At 44.5% G+C, this 18,514-nt stretch carries 15 protein-coding genes; 5 read left to right on the top strand and 10 right to left on the bottom strand.

Annotation, left to right across the window (positions count from 1 at the left end; translation table 11 throughout):
- Nucleotides 1–21: 21 nt before the first annotated feature.
- The 3 genes from hisC to hisG all read right to left on the bottom strand — a co-directional run bounded on the left by hisC (nt 22) and on the right by hisG (nt 3,417).
- The gene (gene hisC / locus U2P89_RS09670) at nt 22–1,047 is read right to left on the bottom strand and encodes a histidinol-phosphate transaminase (RefSeq protein WP_091906854.1); all 1,026 of its coding nucleotides are present in this window, start codon (nt 1,045–1,047) and stop codon (nt 22–24) included.
- Nucleotides 1,034–2,473 carry a histidinol dehydrogenase gene (gene hisD / locus U2P89_RS09665; RefSeq protein WP_092026523.1) on the bottom strand — a complete coding sequence of 480 codons (1,440 nt, stop codon included), beginning with the start codon at nt 2,471–2,473 and terminating at the stop codon, nt 1,034–1,036. The genes hisC and hisD overlap by 14 nt, the downstream gene beginning before the upstream one ends.
- Before the next feature lie 86 nt (nt 2,474–2,559).
- The gene (gene hisG / locus U2P89_RS09660) at nt 2,560–3,417 is read right to left on the bottom strand and encodes an ATP phosphoribosyltransferase (RefSeq protein ID WP_091906850.1); all 858 of its coding nucleotides are present in this window, start codon (nt 3,415–3,417) and stop codon (nt 2,560–2,562) included.
- A gap of 368 nt (nt 3,418–3,785) precedes the next feature.
- Between hisG and U2P89_RS09655 the strand changes: the two genes are divergently transcribed.
- Both U2P89_RS09655 and U2P89_RS09650 read left to right on the top strand, forming a co-directional pair.
- Complete coding sequence (locus U2P89_RS09655; protein ID WP_091906848.1) at nt 3,786–5,951, top strand: putative porin; 2,166 nt, start codon at nt 3,786–3,788, stop codon at nt 5,949–5,951.
- A gap of 11 nt (nt 5,952–5,962) precedes the next feature.
- Nucleotides 5,963–6,790: a transporter substrate-binding domain-containing protein gene (locus U2P89_RS09650; RefSeq protein ID WP_091906847.1), complete on the top strand. Its 828-nt coding sequence runs from the start codon at nt 5,963–5,965 to the stop codon at nt 6,788–6,790.
- Between the two features lie 105 nt (nt 6,791–6,895).
- On the opposite strand, the gene U2P89_RS09645 is transcribed toward U2P89_RS09650, so the two are convergent.
- Nucleotides 6,896–7,348 carry a hypothetical protein gene (locus tag U2P89_RS09645; protein WP_091906845.1) on the bottom strand — a complete coding sequence of 151 codons (453 nt, stop codon included), beginning with the start codon at nt 7,346–7,348 and terminating at the stop codon, nt 6,896–6,898.
- 322 nt (nt 7,349–7,670) lie between these two features.
- Between U2P89_RS09645 and U2P89_RS09640 the strand changes: the two genes are divergently transcribed.
- Complete coding sequence (locus tag U2P89_RS09640; protein ID WP_091906843.1) at nt 7,671–8,081, top strand: hypothetical protein; 411 nt, start codon at nt 7,671–7,673, stop codon at nt 8,079–8,081.
- Nucleotides 8,082–8,088: 7 nt separating this feature from the next.
- Here U2P89_RS09640 and U2P89_RS09635 read toward each other — a convergent pair whose 3' ends face one another.
- The 4 genes from U2P89_RS09635 to U2P89_RS09620 all read right to left on the bottom strand — a co-directional run bounded on the left by U2P89_RS09635 (nt 8,089) and on the right by U2P89_RS09620 (nt 13,025).
- Complete coding sequence (locus U2P89_RS09635) at nt 8,089–9,003, bottom strand: DUF368 domain-containing protein (RefSeq protein WP_313381829.1); 915 nt, start codon at nt 9,001–9,003, stop codon at nt 8,089–8,091.
- A 138-nt stretch (nt 9,004–9,141) separates the two neighbouring features.
- Nucleotides 9,142–9,837 (bottom strand): ABC transporter ATP-binding protein, encoded by a 696-nt coding sequence (locus U2P89_RS09630; protein ID WP_322191284.1) that lies wholly within the window; start codon nt 9,835–9,837, stop codon nt 9,142–9,144.
- A gap of 149 nt (nt 9,838–9,986) precedes the next feature.
- Entirely contained in the window at nt 9,987–11,468 is a 1,482-nt protein-coding gene (locus U2P89_RS09625; RefSeq protein ID WP_313381828.1) for a DUF5687 family protein, read from the bottom strand.
- A gap of 18 nt (nt 11,469–11,486) precedes the next feature.
- Nucleotides 11,487–13,025, bottom strand: coding sequence for a helicase HerA-like domain-containing protein (locus tag U2P89_RS09620; RefSeq protein WP_076930823.1), 1,539 nt, complete (start codon nt 13,023–13,025; stop codon nt 11,487–11,489).
- A gap of 150 nt (nt 13,026–13,175) precedes the next feature.
- On the opposite strand from U2P89_RS09620, the gene U2P89_RS09615 reads away from it, so the two are divergent.
- A complete protein-coding gene (locus U2P89_RS09615; RefSeq protein ID WP_322191274.1) occupies nt 13,176–13,841 on the top strand; it encodes a hypothetical protein in 666 nt (221 codons plus the stop codon).
- Between the two features lie 36 nt (nt 13,842–13,877).
- Here the strand turns inward: U2P89_RS09615 and menA are convergent, their stop codons facing one another.
- Both menA and proS read right to left on the bottom strand, forming a co-directional pair.
- Nucleotides 13,878–14,783 carry a 1,4-dihydroxy-2-naphthoate octaprenyltransferase gene (menA, locus tag U2P89_RS09610; RefSeq protein WP_322191273.1) on the bottom strand — a complete coding sequence of 302 codons (906 nt, stop codon included), beginning with the start codon at nt 14,781–14,783 and terminating at the stop codon, nt 13,878–13,880.
- An 84-nt stretch (nt 14,784–14,867) separates the two neighbouring features.
- A complete protein-coding gene (gene proS / locus U2P89_RS09605; RefSeq protein WP_076930820.1) occupies nt 14,868–16,349 on the bottom strand; it encodes a proline--tRNA ligase in 1,482 nt (493 codons plus the stop codon).
- A gap of 289 nt (nt 16,350–16,638) precedes the next feature.
- On the opposite strand from proS, the gene U2P89_RS09600 reads away from it, so the two are divergent.
- Nucleotides 16,639–18,429, top strand: coding sequence for a MutS-related protein (locus tag U2P89_RS09600; protein WP_322191272.1), 1,791 nt, complete (start codon nt 16,639–16,641; stop codon nt 18,427–18,429).
- Nucleotides 18,430–18,514: the final 85 nt, after the last annotated feature.

The following is an 18,514-nucleotide window of genomic DNA, read 5'->3' as shown; positions in this document are numbered from 1 at the left end:
CTAACCATTACTCTCTATTACTCATTTGTACCTTTCCATTTTTTCCAGTTCATCCAATAGTGTCCTGTTCTCTTCCGGCGTTCCTACAGTGATACGGAGGCAATTCCGGACAACGCTGTTACGGTTCCTGATAATCACCTTTTTATTGACCAGATGTTGGTATATCTTATTGGCATCTGTTACTTCCACCAGCAGAAAATTTGCATCTGACGGATAGACATGATGTACCAGTGACAATTCTTTCAACTCTTTTTCCAACAGAGTACGTTGCTCTAATATGACAGAGAGTTGCCGTTCAAACTCGAGAGGGTTTGAGAGCGCCTTTAACGCTTCTTCCTGATTCAGTGCACTCACATTATAGGGAGGTTTTGTCTTGTCCATCAGTGCGATGATGTCGGTACTTGCGTATGCTACCCCTACACGTGCGCCCGCCAATCCCCACGCTTTACTGAAAGTCTGCATCACGATCAGGTTGGGGTAGTCTGGTAACTTTTCGAGAAAGCTGCTACCGGAACTAAAATCAATATAGGCTTCATCAATTATAATGATCCCCCGGAATTCCCGAAGTAACCGCTCCACATTCTGCAGGGTGTTGCCCGTAGGATTATTGGGTGAGCAGACGAAGATACATTGAGCCTGAAAGGATAGTATTTTATCTATATCCAATTCGAATTGGTCGTTCAGTGGTATCCGTATCACCTCTATGTTGTTGATGTTGGCTGATACTTCGTACATGCCGTAGGTGGGAGGACAGATGATCACCCGGTCCTGTTGGGGTTCACAGAAGATACGGTAGATCAAGTCGATTGCTTCGTCACTTCCGTTTCCGATGAAAATATTCTCCACCGGTACCTGTTTCCTTTCGGAGAGGGCCTTTTTCAGCAGGCGCTGATGAGGATCGGGATAACGGTTTCTTTCTCCGAACGGGTTTTCGTTTGCGTCGAGAAAAATACCTTCATCGCCTGTGAATTCGTCGCGCGCGCTGGAGTAGGGCTGCAATGCCAGGATATTGGGGCGTACCAGCGTTTCCGGATCAAATCTCTTCATTTTCGTCTATTTGTTGTGTTGTTTGGGGTAGCTCACCAATTTCCTGCCGATCTGGTTGTAATAAACCTTGTGATCCCCCTTCTCCTGTTTGTTGTGGCTCTTGTCCCTGATCTTGTATATAACCTGCCGTGGTTATCTGTCGAGCTTTTACGGCTCCGAGACGGAGGGTCATGGCGTTTTTATGGGCAATAAGTTGTTCCTCTTCGGCCATGATTTCCACTGCATTACCGATACTGATCACTCCTTCTTCTGTAAGTTGTTGGAAAGTGATTTTTTTGACGAAGCTGTCGAGTGATACACCGCTGTAAGCCGCTGCGTGTCCGCTTGTCGGGAGTGTATGATTGGTCCCGCTTGCATAGTCGCCGGCACTTTCACAGCTATAGTGACCGAGGAAGACAGAGCCGGCCGTGGTGATGTCCCGGCTCAGCAGTACCGGATTTTCGGTCGCCAGGATAAGGTGTTCCGGAGCATAGAAATTACTGAAATCCACACATTCGTCCAGATCATCGAAGAGGATTGCCTTGCTGTTTTTGAGTGCTTGCGCTGCTATCTCTTTCCGGGGTAAATTTTCCAGTTGGATATCAAGTTCTTTGTTGACAGCTTTGATCACTTTTTTGTTATCGGCAAGCAGGATTACCTGACTGTCGGGACCGTGTTCAGCTTGCGACAGGAGGTCAGCTGCTATGAATGCAGGATTCGATGTGTCGTCTGCAATCACCAGAAGTTCACTTGGCCCTGCCGGCATATCGATAGCAGTACCGTAATATTGCGCAGAGCGTTTGGCTGCCATCACATACTGGTTGCCCGGACCGAATATCTTATCTACTTTTGGAATACTTTCCGTTCCGAAAGTCATTGCACCGATAGCCTGGATACCCCCTGCTGCAAATATCTTCGTAACGCCTGTCAGCGTAGCTGCGTAGAGAATGGCTGGATGGATTTTTCCTTCTTCGTCGGGGGGAGTACACAATATGATCTCTTTGCATCCGGCTATTTTTGCAGGTACTGCAAGCATCAGCACCGTCGAAAAGAGTGGAGCTGTACCGCCGGGTATGTAGATTCCTACTCGGTTGATGGGGCGCGATTCACGCCAGCAGATTACGCCGGGTGCGGTCTCCACTTTACGTATCTCTTCCTGTTGAGAACGATGGAAGGATTCTATATTTTTTCGTGCCAGTTCAATGGCCTGTTTTAACCTTTCGGATACCAATCCTGCTGCCTTTTCAATTGTCTCACGGTCTACTTCCAGCCTCTCCTGTGCCGGCCAGTCGAACTGACGGCTGTAAGTAAGTACCGCTTTATCGCCTTTACGGTGGATGTTATAGAATATTTTTTCCACCGTGTTCATCAGCTTCCGCTGCCTGATCATAGGGCGTTCGGCCAGCTTTTTTTGTTTGCTTTGCGAAGGGTTTGAAATCGTTTTCATATAACTGATATAACTGATTTGTTGATTTAACGATTGAACTTGGAAGAGAAGAAGTCCTGATTCCTGAAATCTTGAATCTGAAATTATTACAGGATCATCTTCTCGATGGGGACTATGAGGATTCCTTCGGCGCCTAAGCGTTTCAATTCGTCGATGATTTCCCAGAAATCGTCGTCATGAATTACCGAGTGAACACTGCTCCATCCTTTGTCGGCCAGCGGAAGGATACTGGGGGAACGCATACCGGGTAATAATCTCACAATGTCGGGGATAACCTCGTTGGGTGCGTTGAGCAATACATATTTTTTTCCCTGTCCGTTTTTATAAGCCTTTATACGGAATAACAATCGCTCCAGCAGTTCGGTTTTGGCTGTCGATAGGTTTTTGTTGCCGATCAGCACTGCCTGGCTTTTGATGATGGCTTCCGCTTCCTTCAATCCATTCATGATGAGAGTACTTCCGGTACTTACTATATCGAAGATTGCATCAGCCAGACCGATCCCCGTCGCAATTTCCACGCTTCCCCCCAATTCCTCTATCTTCACGTCCCTTCCTTTCTCCCTGAAAAACTTTTTCAGGATTTTTGGATAGCTGGTCGCTATGCGTTTTCCGTTAAAGTAATCCAGCCCCGTGTATATCTCATCTTTCGGAATCGCAAGTGAAAGACGGCAGTTCCCAAACCCCAGTTTTTCTATCTCTATTACATCCTTTTCCTTTTCCCATACCTCGTTTTGCCCCAGGATACCGATGTCGGCCACTCCCTGTTCAACATATTGCGGGATATCATCGTCGCGCAGGAAGAGTATCTCCATGGGAAAGTTATGTGCATCGGTTTTCAGTTTGCGGTTGCCGTTGGAGACATTGATACCGCATTCCGTGAGCAGGTCAAGGGATTTCTCGCTTAGTCGTCCGCTTTTTTGAATAGCGATTTTAATTTTTTCCATTTTTTATCCACTTTATTCAATCGTACCGGATATTCCGGGGATGATATTAAACAAAAAACCCGCCTGAGTTTCTTCAGACGGGTTTGTGCATATATGTTGTCTTCTGTTCGTACATACCAACCTCAACTCGCCTGATTGCAAGTGTGAAAATGATGATGATGGAACAGGTTTGCTTTCATTTTTGTTATTTTGATGCCGCAAAGATAATGAAATTATTTAAAACAACTCATAAAAGAGATATTTTTTCGGATTCTATTCCCGCCATTGATTTCAGCCTCTTATCAGAGAATGCAAGGTAACAATAATAGCCAGCAGTATTTATATTTTCAGAGGTAGAAATAATTTTCCACTTTTAAAAATTCTCAAAAATGAGAGAAAAGCCGTGCTGGTTATCTGTGTATGGCGATTTTTATGTAGATTTGCATCCGATGAAAGAAAAGCTGTTCATATCTCTTTTGGCATGTGTCCTTTGTGTGGGGACTGCATATCCGCAGGCGCGTATTATTCTGCCCGATTCATCGCAGATCACCACCAATCCCGATTCATTGGATTTACTTCCCAGGCAGATACCCCAGGATATTCAACCCGACAATGATTCTGTATCAGCCGGGAGTAGATCGCATATTAATCACCTGTTGAACGACCATGGTGCGGAAGCCGATTCACTTCGCCGACTGGCACGAATGACCATCTGGAAGTTAGATGCACGTACCGGTAACCGCTTGCCTGCCGTTTCAGATACATTACTCCACAATTATCAACAGACTATCCTTCCCGACGGACAATCGGTCGCAATGGGATTTCTGGCAACACTGGGATCTCCGGCATTCTCGAAAATATTTATCGAAAGGCCGGAGACCGAGCACTTTGTATTCAACAATGCTTATTATCTCTACCTGAAAGATCCGGAAGAGGTATTGTTCGTCAATACACGTGTACCTTATTCCAGGTTAAGTTATAACCGTGCCGTTCCTAAACAGACCAGAGAAGAACGGTTTGAAGCACGATTGACCTCTAATTTCGGGAAAAGCCTAAATGTGGGATTGGACGCCGATTTGATCAATACACGAGGTTATTATAACTCACAAGCTGTAAAACATAATAACTTTTCCCTCTTTGGAAATTACCTTTCCGACAGGATTGAAGCGCATGCTTTCATGAATCTTGGATCTCTGAAGAATGCAGAGAACGGAGGAATAACAGATGAGCGTTTTATAACCCATCCGGATTCTATCCAACAGAGTTTCACCTCGAGGGATATTCCTGTTAAATTCACTAACACTTGGAATTCATTACGTAATAATCGTTTCTTCTTATCGGGCAGGTATAACCTGGGTTATATGGATGCACCGGGCGATTCGTTGCACAAGGGACAGGGACAGTTTGTCCCTGTGGCAAGCATAGGTTTTGCATCGCAATATACCCAGCAACACCGGCGTTTCCTTTCATATGATACCGCCTATGTGAATGTGGATGGTGTGGACATGCACCGTATAGACCAGTTCTACCCCAACCGGTTCTATGAAGGAGCAGTGGATGACAGTATCCGGTTCATATCAATAAAAAACAGTGTGTCACTCAGTTTGAGGGAAGGATTCAAAGAATGGGTTAAGTTTGGACTGACAGCCTTCTTGGAGCATGAGTTGCGCAACTATTCCTTAAGGGACAGTCTGCGTCCAGGCATGATGCAGCACCGCGAAAGTGCTGTTACCCTGGGAGGTGTATTGAATAAACAGCAGGGAGATAATCTCTTGTTTAATATCCGGGCCGATCTCGGAGTATTTGGGGCAAATCTGGGTGAGTTCAGGGCAATCGGTGATGTGGAGACAGGTTTTGATATTGCCGGAAAGCGGACAACCCTTTCGGCGCATGCATACATCAAAAATTTGAAGCCTAAATATCTGGAAGAAAACTATTACTCAAAATATTTCCGATGGGATCATGATTTTGGTGATATCCGCAGGGTCTATGCCGGAGGAAAACTGCATATACCGTTTACAAATACTACGGTGAGCGCAGGAGTGGAGAACCTGCAGAACTTCATTTATTACAACAGTGAGAGACAAATAGCCCAGGAGAGCGGCAACATACAATTATTGACCGTACGTGTAGACCAGAACCTGCGCTTTGGCATATTTAACTGGGATAACCAGGTGGTCTACCAGACTTCGAGCAATCAGGAAGTGATCCCTGTACCTAAGCTCAGTGTTTACTCCAATATGTATCTTAAAACGAAGATTGTGAACGAACTCACCTTACAACTGGGAGTGGATGCACACTATCATACAAACTATTATGTCCCTGGTTATGAGCCGGCTTTGTTGCAGTTTTACAATCAGCGTGAAAAAGAGATCGGAAATTATCCTATCGCTACTGTCTATGCCAATATGCATTTGAAGCAGACCCGTTTTTACGTGATGTACTATAATGTGGCCTCACAATTCATGAACCCGAAAGAATATTTTTCATTGCCGGGTTATCCGGTCAATCCTGCTATCATCAGACTTGGAGTTTCAGTGAATTTACATAATTAAATCTTTCCAGCTTGCAGAACAGAAAACGTTTATATCTCTATCTCCTTTTGCTGATAGTCGCTATAGTGGCAATGATACTGCTCAGGACCAGTATGAAAGGTTTCCGCAACACTTTTATGGCCCCGCGCGATTATAATGAGATAATCTCTTCGGGAGAATTGAACGTAGTGACCGATTACAATAGTATCGGTCTCTATGCTTCGGGTGATTCGCTGCAGGGTTTTCAACGGGAGATGATCCTCGCGCTTGAGAAAGAGTGGGGGATCAAGGTGAATCTTTTTCTTGAGAACAGCCTCGATGAAAACCTGGAGGGCTTGTTGACGATGCGATATGATTTGGTTGCCCGTAATATCCCGGTCAATATAAAATTGAAAGATACTTTCGCCTTCACCAATCCTATTACGCTGAACAAGCAGGTGCTGGTACAACGGAAGCAAGAATATAACGACAGTGTGGAGCCTATACGGCAGCATCTCGACCTGGCGGGAAAAACCATTCGTGTGGCAAATGATTCCCCTGTGATCCTACGCCTGAATAATCTTTCCCATGAGATAGGGGATACGATTTTTATTGTAGAAGATCCCACCTATGAAACGGAACAGTTGGTGATGATGGTAGCTTCGGGTGATATAGACTTCACGGTGTGCGATGAGAAAATGGCCATACGACTGGCAAAGGTGTTGCCGGAGATAGATATTGAGACCGATATCAGTTTTACGCAACTGGAATCGTGGTCAGTAAGAAAAGACTCTCCCGTATTGCTGGACAGCCTGAATAGCTGGCTTGACCGGTTTAAGACAACACCGGCATTTAAGCGGATTTACCGGAAATATTACTGATATAGAAAAGCCGCCCCCGTTTTGAGAGGCGGCTTGTCAGTTTTACCCGTAGTTTATTAATTCAAATTTCTAAAAGTCCCGTCTTTAGTTGGAATTACTATTTATTCAACGTGGACTGCGCCTCCCGGCACGATTTGAGCTACGCATCTCTTTTTGGCGGTCGGCCCGATATTGCTTCCACTGTTCCATTTTTTCCTTTCCGATAATAGCTTCCAGTTCGGCATCGTTTTCGGCCACCTCTTTTTCACGTAATGCCTGCATCTCTTCGCGACGTTTGGTGCGCTCCTGCATCTGCTCATCTCTCTTTGCTCTCTGTTCAGCAACCTGCTCAGCCCGTTTGGCATCCTGTTGTTCAAATAAAGCCTGCACTTTCGCTTTCTCGTCAGCAGTCAGTCCCAATTGCTTTTCCATATTGTCGGCACGTTCCTTCGCTGTCCATCTCATACCGCTACGGGTATCCTGCCTGTTGTCCCTTCTATTTCTTGTGTTATCCTGAGCCTCAAGGGTAAAACTCAGGGTGAATATGGCAACCAGCGCCATGAATACAATCTTCTTCATAATACATACATTTTAAAAAGTGAATAAAAATATGATCTGCTCTTATGACCTCCGAAGGTAAGCAAAAGTTTAAAGGGAAAATATTCTTTTTTGCTATTTAAATGTCATATATTCAGTGTTATATAGATGAGATTAGGCGATTTGTCTATTGAAAAGCCGGTTTCGTCGACAAAAACAACCTGTTGATCTATTCTCCGATTATTTTCATTTTTTAACCCATTTTTCAGAAATAAGTGTATATTTGAAGAATATATTTGTAAAGTATTGAATGCAGAAACAAACTAATGTATTTTCGGAGTAATATAACTTTAATTCAACGGTTGTGGAAAAAAAATATAAAGCAGATAACGGACTTGGGAATCTTTTCTGGGGAATTGTTTCACTCTTCCTGTTAGGTGTAGTTATTTACAGGTTCAGACATGGTGAGAGAATCTGGATGGATTTTATTTACTTTGCTTTTGCCATTGTTTTTATTCTGTCGACCACGATAAAGGAGTATGCTGTTACTGAACTGAATTTTCTGGAGATCCGTTTTGTACTGAAATTGTTCTCGAAGAACAGAAGAATAGCTATAGGTGATATCGTTGGTTTGCAAAAGATAAAGAAAAACCAGCTTCGTATTGATAAGGTACGAGGTTTTGAAGTGCTGAGGGTAAATAAAGCGGATATAGATGTCCTGATGGCAGAATTGAAAGACCGGAACCCAAGGATCAGGATCGCCGGGGAGGAGTAAAACTTGTCTAAAACATTTCTTCCCGCGGATATTTCTCTTCCACTTTACTGAAAAGCCAGGAGGCGATGGTACCTGCTATGAAAAGCAACAAGCTCATAAGCAGCGCTCCCCAAAAAGTTAACCCGGCCGTGGCAAGTTGATCGGCAGAGAATGCGGGAAAGACTACGGTAGGGAAAATAGCCAATGAAGAACCGACTACCATTCCCAGAATGAAATGGTACATGCCGGAGTAATATTTCTTGAAAAGCCAGGCAGCCAGTTTGGCAAAAAGCAGCACGCAGATAATAAACCCGATGATCAGCGGAATAATGACGCCGAAATCGAAATCCTTGATGCCAATAGCCATCTTGTCGTAAAGCCCGAAATAGATCAGGAAGTTGGATGGGCTCATTCCCGGCACGATCAGCCCCAATCCCATCAACAGCCCTGATCCGAGCCATACCATAAGGTTGGGAGTTACTTCGGTAAGTTGTTGCCCGCCGACTAGCATCAGCGCGAAGATGGCGATGGTGGTAACAATAAGAATACCTATATCCGATGATTTTCTTCCTTCTTTCCCGGCTGTTTTGTAAAGAGAAGGAAAAGTGCCGGCTACAAATCCCACAAAGAGAGAGACAAACAGTGCAGCATATTTACCAAATGCTTTTTCTACTACCACAGCAAAGAGGACAATGCCGATGGCGGCACCGATCGCCACAGGAAGGAAGTAAAGTGCATTTTTCAGGAAATTCCGCCTTATGTTGGCAAGAAAACGGATTAACTGGTCATAGATGCCGAAGATAACAGCCAATACTCCTCCCGATAAGCCCGGAAGAATAAATCCGATCCCGACCAGGGCACCTTTTAAAAGGCGGATGATCCAGTCTGTGACGGGGTTGATTTGTTTCTGCTCTTTTGCTGTTCCTCTTTCTTGTTCCTTCATTTCCTGTTGTACTATTGTTTTACTTGCAATGCCTGCATTATTTTGCAGCTGCAAAGATATAATATTTATACGTTTTGAGTAGCGTAAACCACTGTTTTATCCGCTATCGGGGAATATGGTAACAGGCTGGATGTATGCTTATACTGCAAAATAAGATTCCAGTTCTTTCAAGGTGTTTTCACTTGTCGGGATATCTCTCACCACATTCCCTTTCTCAAGTACCACAATACGTTCGCATACCTCGGTCACATGATTGAGATCGTGACTTGAGATCAGCATTGTCATTTTTCTATTGGTTTTCAGCTCATTGAGCATCCGTTTTAACCGGATCTGGGAAGTGGGGTCGAGGGCTGTAAACGGTTCATCGAGGATCAGGATTTGTGGATCGCTGATCAGTGCTGCGGCAATACCCGTTTTCTTCTGATTGCCTTTTGAGAGATCCCTGATCAGTTTTCCGGAACCCAGTATCTCTCCGTTAAAGAACTCTTTCATCGAATCCAGGAACAGGGTTATATCGCCTTCCGATTTGTTATATACTTTAGCTGTGAAGGTGAAATATTCTTCGGGGGTAAGGAAATCTATGAGGAAACTCTCGTCGAGAAAAGACCCCACCTTGGATTTCCATTCGTCGCGACGGGCTACTTTCTCACCATCGACTATCACTTCACCTGAGGAAGCCTCGATCAGGTCGAGGATCAACCGGAAAAAGGTGGTCTTTCCTGCACCGTTGTTACCCACCAGTCCGAAACTTTCTCCGTTACCAATCCTGATAAAAGGGATGTCCAACACCGTAATGCCCTGGTATATCTTCTTCAGGTTTGTGGCTGTGATAATTTCTTTAGTCTCATTTACCGATTGCGGTATGGGAGGAGGCGTGTCGGAGAGCTCCATTGAACTGTTTTCGTGATCTTGCATATATTTTATTGCTTATCGTTTTCTTTTATTATTTGTTGATCCCTTGGAATGGTAGAAAATGGAACAGCTTACTCCTTCTTCCTGAATCCTGCACAAAGCGCATACTTCCTTCTTAGGAATTGATTTTCTATAATCTTCAGGAGTGGTTCGCGGAAAAGGATGCCTGCCAAACCCATCAGGGAGATAATGATCAATGCTATATGTGCTGCCGAGAAGAGATCGAACAGCATAACCAGTGTGATAGGGATTACGAGTAGTGGAATCATCACCAGAAAATTTTTGTAACTAACTCCCTGCATATTCATGGAATTACCCCGGGAGAGTTCCAATCTTTTGGTATTGAAGGTGGCTCCAAAAAGATATACATATATATTGACGCCCACATTATAGATCAGTGCCACCAAATGATAGATAATAATCTTGGTGCCAAAGAAGAAGTAGGGTGTAGTTGCGATAAATGAAGCGATACATAGTGAGAGCATCAGGAAATAATTGGCCCTGATATAGGTTTGAGTGTCTATATCCCTTGTCATCAGAAAATCGAAATGGGCCCCATCCCAGTTGATGATCCACTGCCCAAATATCAGCATTCCTGTTCCGGTCACAAAAATGGCCACAAAAAGTAACCATCCGGGGTTGTTACTATATATGGGATTGGGATAAAACAGCAGTCCGTACAGCAGGAAAAAGAGTGCTGTATAGAGTGTTCTCTTTGTCCGCTTATGGCGGAGCACCAATCTTATCTCCAGGGAGATGATTTCTCCTATCTTCCCGAAACGTTCCATGAAAGTGAATTTTCCGGAATCGCTTTCTGTCCTCTTTACTTTTTTGTCGAAATTCTCGGGATAATAATTTTTTGCAAAATAGTGTTTATTGAGTAGAAAAGCCAATAGAACGGGAAGAAGCAGAGAAATCCATACAAGAGGGGTTTTACTCACCAAATCGAAAAGTTGTTGAGACAGTTGGGACAGGGAAAAAATGTTGAAATACTCCAGTCCTGCCAGTACTCCACCAATAGCCAAAAATACGATTGTACCTGACAAGATATTGCTGAATTTGCGTTTCAGGAAAGGAGCGAGTAAAGTATCGAACCAAATCAGGAAAATAACGACGAAGATAAACCTGAAGGCTCCGGCTACCCCGTAAACCGGATATACTCCGGTGATGGCGAAGGGGATAGCAAAACACAGTACTATATAATTCAGCGGGTTGAATAGCGGTTTCAGCAGGAGATAGTTGACCAGTGTTTCCCTTTTGATAGGCAATACCTGGTAATTTTCTATGTTCAGCGTGCTCAACGGTTGCATCAGATAACGGATCATAAGTAAGGCTATTACACCATAGATAATGATGCTGTTGAATGTTGCTGCAGCATCTTGCTGAGGAGCAATCTCTTCCAGTAGCCTGGGAAGCATGAAGCCCATCATCACCAGGATCACTATAAAGTAAAGCGCGGTTAACCCTACAAAAATGTTGACTATCAGATTTTTGTAATATCCGGGTGAACGAAATGTCTTTAACAGGTAATGTTTGAATAGTATTTTATACATAGATGTGGGATAGGGAATTTATTTCTTTCCGAAAAGCGCTCCGAAAATACTGCGGGTGATAGTTCTTCCCAATTCGTTACTGATTTGCCGCTGAGTGCTTTTCCCTACCTGGGTGAGGATATCTCCCAGGAAACCCTGGTCGGCTTTCCGTTGCCGTGCTGCGGCTCGCTTCGCCCTCTCTGCTTCGAGTGCTGCCTTCTGGGCTTCTTTCTGCTGGCGGATACGCTCTTTCTCTTCAGCAGCGAGACGACGTTCTTCTTCGAGCAACTCCTCTTTTTTAGACAATATTTCAAAAGCTGACTCCCGGTCGATCAGTTTTTCGTATACGCCGTAAATCAGCGAACTACGGATCATCTGATCCCGTTCGCCAACCGTTATCGGCCCTATCTGTCCCTGTGGAGGGAGGATATTGGCACGCTCTACCATTTGCGGAGCCCCTTTTTCGTCGAGGAACGAGACGAGTGCCTCCCCGGTATTGAGTTGGGTTATGGCTTCACCGGTATCGAATGCGGGGTTGGCACGGAAAGTGTTGGCTGCTACCCGTACAGCTTTCTGGTCATTCGGCGTGTAGGCCCGTAACGCATGCTGTACACGGTTTCCGAGCTGGCCAAGGATAGTTTGGGGGATATCTGCCGGATTTTGGGTACAGAAATAAATACCCACGCCTTTGGAACGGATCAGGCGGACGATCTGCTCTACTTTTTCGAGTAGTGATGCAGGCATATCATTGAATAGTAGGTGTGCTTCATCGAAGAAAAAGACCAGTTTGGGCTTTTCCAGGTCACCTACCTCGGGAAGTGTTTCGTAGAGGTCGTCGAGTAACCATAGCAGAAAAGTGGTATATACCCGTGGCGACCGCATCAGCTTATCGGCAGCGAGGATATTGATTACCCCTTTGCCCTGCTCTGTCTGGATGAAATCGGTGATCTCCAGGTCGGGTTCACCAAAAAACTTATCGGCTCCTTCGTTCTCGAGCCGGATCAATCCCCGTTGAATAGCGCCTATACTTGCCGGAGAGATATTCCCATACTTGGTGGTGAACTGTGTCCGGTTGTCGCCGATATATTGCAATATCTTTTGCAAGTCTTTGAGATCGATCAACAGCAGGCCATTGTCGTCGGCGATACGAAAAGCCATAGTGAGGATAGCTCCCTGAATCTCGTTCAGATCCAGCAAACGCTCCAACAGCAGCGGTCCCATAGAGGTAACGGTAGTCCGTACCGGATGCCCCTGTTCGCCGAATACGTCCCAAAAACGTACCGGAAACGGCTTGTATTCGAATCCTTTTTCGGGCAGGTTATATTGGTCTACGCGCTTTGCGACGCTCTCCTTGTTACCTCCTGTTTTTGCCACACCGGATAGGTCTCCCTTCATATCTGCAGCAAACACGGGCACTCCCATCTCACTGAAAGTCTCAGACAATGTTTGCAGGGTAACTGTCTTTCCGGTACCGGTTGCACCGGTGATAAGGCCGTGACGGTTTGCCATCTTGGGGACAAGACATACTTCCGCATTGTCGTTAATAGCTATAAATGCGCGTTTGCTGTTATCGAACATATTAAACAATTATTAAATTTGTAAGTCGGGCAAAGTTAACGAAATAATTGAGACAAAAAATGGAATTATGATATTGAGTTAAATTTTTTGTGATACAAAAAATATCATATACCTTTATGATATCAATAACACATTAAATGTAATATGCGTATGAACTATAAATCTATCTTGCTTATTTCCCTAATATCGGTCTGTTTTTTGGCAAGTGCACAGATGCGTATAAAAGAGATATACCATTATATATTGCCTGAATTCACAAAGGGGACTGTATTGATGAAAGATGGTACCAGAAATCCGGCTTTGCTCAACTATAACGCTGCTACCGAAGAGATGATCTTTGATCAGAACGGACAGAAATTAGCTTTTGCGGAGATCACATTGAATAACCTGGATACCGTTTTTGTACAAGATCGAAAGTTTGTATTACTTGACAATAAAAAATTTGCAGAGGTCATCAATCAAGAGGGATATAAACTACTTGTCCAGTATAAATGCTGGATAATTCCTCCGGGTAAACCGGCTCCTTTTGGTGGGACTTCGCAAACATCATCCGCCACAACCTATTCGAGTTGGATAGGGGATGGTCAAATTTATCAATTGGAATTGCCCGACGATTTCAAAGTGAATAGTTCTGTGGTTTATTGGTTTGATAATGGAGAAGGATTGAAGAGTTTTTCATCGATGGGGCAATTAAAAAAAAATTACAACAAACAGAAGCCGCTTTATAACAAATATACCAAGGAGAATAAAGTCGATTTTAAAGATATTGAATCGATTGTCGGCCTCATCCACTACATGGAAACAAGCGGGCAATAATTGTGGAAGCCTTTTCGCATTATACTATTCCCCGCATTAGAGATTGATACATATTGTAAACAACAGTGCAAGCAGAAATCCTGATAATGATGTGAATTTCAGATAAGGATCTAACGCCTCTCCTTCTTTCCGACGTACGTCGTCCAGTATCCTGAACAGGAAAAGAAAAACAAGCAGGTAAAGGTGCCGGAACCAGGGAGAGGGTTCATATATGCTGTTATACCCGAAAAAACAAAGGAGTGAGGCGAAGGTCAAACCGGCGTGATACATTTTTGCCCTGCGGATACCGAGTTTAACGGCAAGGGTGATCTTACCCGAAGCCCTGTCGTTCTCTATATCCCTCATGTTGTTAATATTTAATATCATGGCGCTGACCAAACCAATCCCTAAGGCAGGCATGACGGGTTTAAAACTGAGTATGTGCGTATGAAGGAAGTAGGTACCTATCACCGGTACCGGGCCAAAGAATATAAAAGCCAAAAGGTCACCCCAACCCTTATAGCCGTAGGCATGCTTTCCCAACGTATAAAATAGTGCCGCAAGGATGCTGGCACCACCGATGCCGATCAATATGGCAGCAGAAGCATGGGGTATAAATCCTATAATATTGAATATTAAAGAGAGACCGGTAATGACACAGATAGCGGAGAAGACAACGATAGCGCTTTTCATTGCCCGGGGAGAGATCTTGCCACTCTGAAGGGTACGTGCAGGCCCTTGCCTGCGACCGGTAGTATCTGTCCCTTTCTGGAAATCACCCAGGTCGTTCGCCAGGTTAGCCAATATCTGAATGGAGACGGCCAACAGGAGAGTGAGTACAAAAATTATTATACTGAAATTCCCCTCATGCAAGGCCAGTCCACTTCCCAAGACAACAGTCGCCACAGCCAGAAAAAGCGTTCGTAGACGAAAGGCAGAGATCCAGTCTTTTACTGTTGCCATAGAAAGGAAGTGAAAAATTAATAGTTAAAAACTAAGGACTAAAAGGTGCTAATATTCTCTTATTGAGTAAAATAGTTTCAGATTTTAGTACGCCCGTGCAAAGAGTACCCGTTGTGCCGACGGCTTGCCGGTCACCATGCACTTACCCGGTGTCTTATCTCCATCGAGAGGGATACAGCGGATAGTAGCCTTGGTCTCCTCTTTGACGCGTTCTTCCGTTTCGGGTGTACCATCCCAGTGGCAGAGCAGGAATCCGCCTTTCTCGATCTCCACTTTGAATTCTTCATATGAATTCACTTTGCGGATTTGGGAAGCACGGAAATCGGCTGCCTTCTTATAGATATTTTCCTGCATTTCGTCCAGCAGAGACTTGATGTGGGTTTCAATATTGTCGCACGACAGCGTCTCTTTGGTGAGAGTGTCGCGGCGGGCTACCTCGATGGTGTTGTTCTCTAAGTCGCGCCCACCCATGGCGAGACGTACCGGAACCCCTTTTAGTTCATACTCCGAGAATTTCCATCCCGGTTTCTTGTTATCCGAATTATCATATTTCACGCTGATACCGAAAGCCTTCAATCGTTGTACGATACCTGCCACCTTTTCATCGATCTGTTGCAGTTGCTCACTGTTCTTGTAGATAGGGACGATCACCACCTGATAAGGTGCCAGCTTGGGAGGAAGTACCAATCCGTTATCATCGGAGTGTGACATGATCAGGGCACCCATAAGACGGGTGGAAACACCCCATGAAGTGGCCCATACATAGTCCCGTTTTCCGTTCTGGTCGGTGAATTGTACGTCGAACGCCTTGGCGAAATTCTGTCCCAGGAAGTGGGAAGTCCCTGACTGCAGCGCTTTCCCGTCCTGCATTAATGCTTCGATGGTGTAGGTGTCGATGGCGCCGGCGAACCGTTCGGACTCCGATTTCAACCCTTTCACTACCGGCATGGCCATATATTTCTCTGCAAACTCGGCATAGACATTGATCATCTGCTTTGCCTCTTCTATTGCTTCCTGCTTAGTGGCGTGAGCGGTGTGACCTTCCTGCCAGAGGAATTCGGCCGTACGGAGGAAGAGGCGCGTACGCATCTCCCAGCGCACCACATTGGCCCACTGGTTGATAAGGATAGGCAGGTCGCGATAGGACTGAATCCAGTTCTTGTAGGTGCTCCAGATAATGGTTTCAGAAGTGGGTCGTACTATCAGTTCCTCTTCGAGCTTTGCCTCGGGATCGACCACCACACCGCTGCCGTCGGGAGCATTTTTCAGGCGGTAGTGAGTCACTACGGCGCACTCCTTGGCAAATCCTTCCACATGGTCGGCTTCACGGCTAAGAAATGACTTGGGAATGAACAGCGGGAAGTAGGCATTCACATGTCCTGTTTCCTTGAACATATCGTCCAGTTGACGTTGCATCTTTTCCCATATCGCATAACCATAGGGTTTGATTACCATGCAACCGCGCACGGCGGAGTTCTCTGCCAGCTCAGCCTTGATCACTAAATCGAGGTACCACTGAGAGTAATCTTTACTGCGGGGCGTAAGCTCCTTCAATTCTTTAGCCATCTTGTTACAATTCAATTTTGTTAATCGTTTTGAGTTGCCTTTGTCGTCTTCCTTCGCACCTCACCAAAATCCAAACAAGTTTGTTCTTTGGTTTCGGTTTGTTGTCAGTTGTTCTGCTCTTGTTTAACGAAAATGTTCCATTATTTTGTTTGCGGATGCAAAGATAATAATAATGTAGTAAGGTAGAAAGCAGCAAAGTGGAAACTCGAAAAAATTGTATCTTTGGCGACAGTTTAATTTTGTTGTATCCATCATTTATAAAAAATTAAAAGAATTTGTTACTGAAGAAATGAAAAAGGATTATTATAAAAAGAAAATAGAAGAGAACGCTATAGAGCTGGGTAAAGTAAAATCGCGTTTAAGGATATTTCCTTTCCTGAAACTTTTGTTTTTTCTTGCGGCTGTTTTCCTTGTGATCGCTGCCTTTCAATGGGGTTGGGACAGGTCATTCTGTTTTACATCCGCAGCTTTCTCTCTGATAGTTTTCTCTTTGCTTTACAGGTGGGATGAATATTATCTGCGGAGAAGGGCTTATTATATGGCCCTGCATAGTGTCTATGCCAACGAGATCAGCTTTCTGGAGGGTAATTATACTCCTTTCGATAACGGGAAGCACTTCATCAATAAAAAACATCCCTATTCTTATGATTTGGATGTTTTCGGCGAGAACTCCATTTACCACATGATCAACAGGACGGTGACGCATGAGGCCGGTTCTATTCTGGCTGAAAAACTGAGCTCAATTCCGGACAATGAAGAGGTTATCACAGCAAGGCAGCAATCGCTTTCGGAGCTGGTGGGGAAAGTTGATTTCAGACACCGGTTTATGGCTGTCTGTAAAGGATTTGACGAAGAGAAGAATAACTACAGACTGATCAGTGAACACAAGGGTAACAGTGCACGGTTGACTTCCAGAACAGGATTGGTACTCATTTATGTCTCTATAGCCATCACGTTGGGATCAATGCTGTTGGCCTGGTTGGGAGTCCTGCCCTGGTCGGTATTTATCACCTTGTTTATGATACAGCTTTTTATCCCGATGACCTTTAACAAGGCGCTGAACAAGGTGGGTGCCGATATTGGCTTTCTGCACAAAAATACCAGGATCCATGCGGACTTGTTGGATATCTTGCATAAGGAAACTTTCGATGCAGCAGAAAACAGGGATTTAAAAGAGGAACTGTTCGGCACCCACAACTCCCGTGAAGCATTGAAAGAGCTTTCTTCCTTACTGAAAAAATTTGACCAGCGTAATAATGCCTATATCCTTGTGTTGCTTAATGGTTTTTTCCTGCGTGATCTGTTTTTGTTGCGGCAGTTCTATCGGTGGAAAGATAATTATCTGGATCATATCCAATTATGGATCAGTGCTTTGTCTGAGATGGAGGCGAGGGTGTCACAGTCTACTTATATGTTCAATCTGCCAGAATTCGTACAACCTGAAATCATGCAGGATGTAGATCTGCTTGTCGATGCTTCCGGATTGGGGCATCCGTTCATACCCAAAGAGAAACGGGTAGACAATGATATCCTGATCAGTAAAAAACAGTTTCTGATCATCACCGGTGCCAATATGGCTGGAAAAAGTACGTTCCTGCGTACACTGGGAGCCAATTATATCCTGGCGGTCAACGGCATGAATGTGTGTGCTGTGAAATTCAGTTTTACCCTTTTCCATCTGTTCAGCAGTATGCGCAATACGGATGACCTTTCATCGGGCACCTCTTATTTCAAAGCTGAACTGGAGAGGATGAGGGAGTTGATCAGGTATTGCCGGACACATCGGCACACATTGATCATACTGGATGAGTTGTTAAAGGGAACCAACTCAAAAGATAAACTCGACGGTTCAATATTGTTTCTGAAAAAAATGGCGGAATTGCCGGTAACGGGGATTATTGCTACCCACGATCTGGAACTGGCGAAACTGGAGGATGGGTCGCCCGGTTCATTTCAAAATTATTGTTTCGAGATATCTCTTTCCGAAGAGGAACAGTACAGCTATAAAATACAACGCGGTGTTTCCCGAAACCTTAATGCTACCTATCTTTTACAAAAAATATTATCGGAAGAGTTGTAATAAGTTCCTCAATGGGGTCTTACAAAATATCTATAGGTCTTCGCCTTAGGTGTATACATTTCAAATTTATATGTGAAAGTTGGGC

It is taken from the genome of Proteiniphilum sp., assembly GCF_034331125.1.
In the GTDB taxonomy this organism is placed as follows: Bacteria; Bacteroidota; Bacteroidia; order Bacteroidales; family Dysgonomonadaceae; genus Proteiniphilum; species Proteiniphilum saccharofermentans.
The sequence above is the reverse complement of the archived record's forward strand: the minus strand, read 5'-3'. Positions and strand labels throughout refer to the sequence as shown.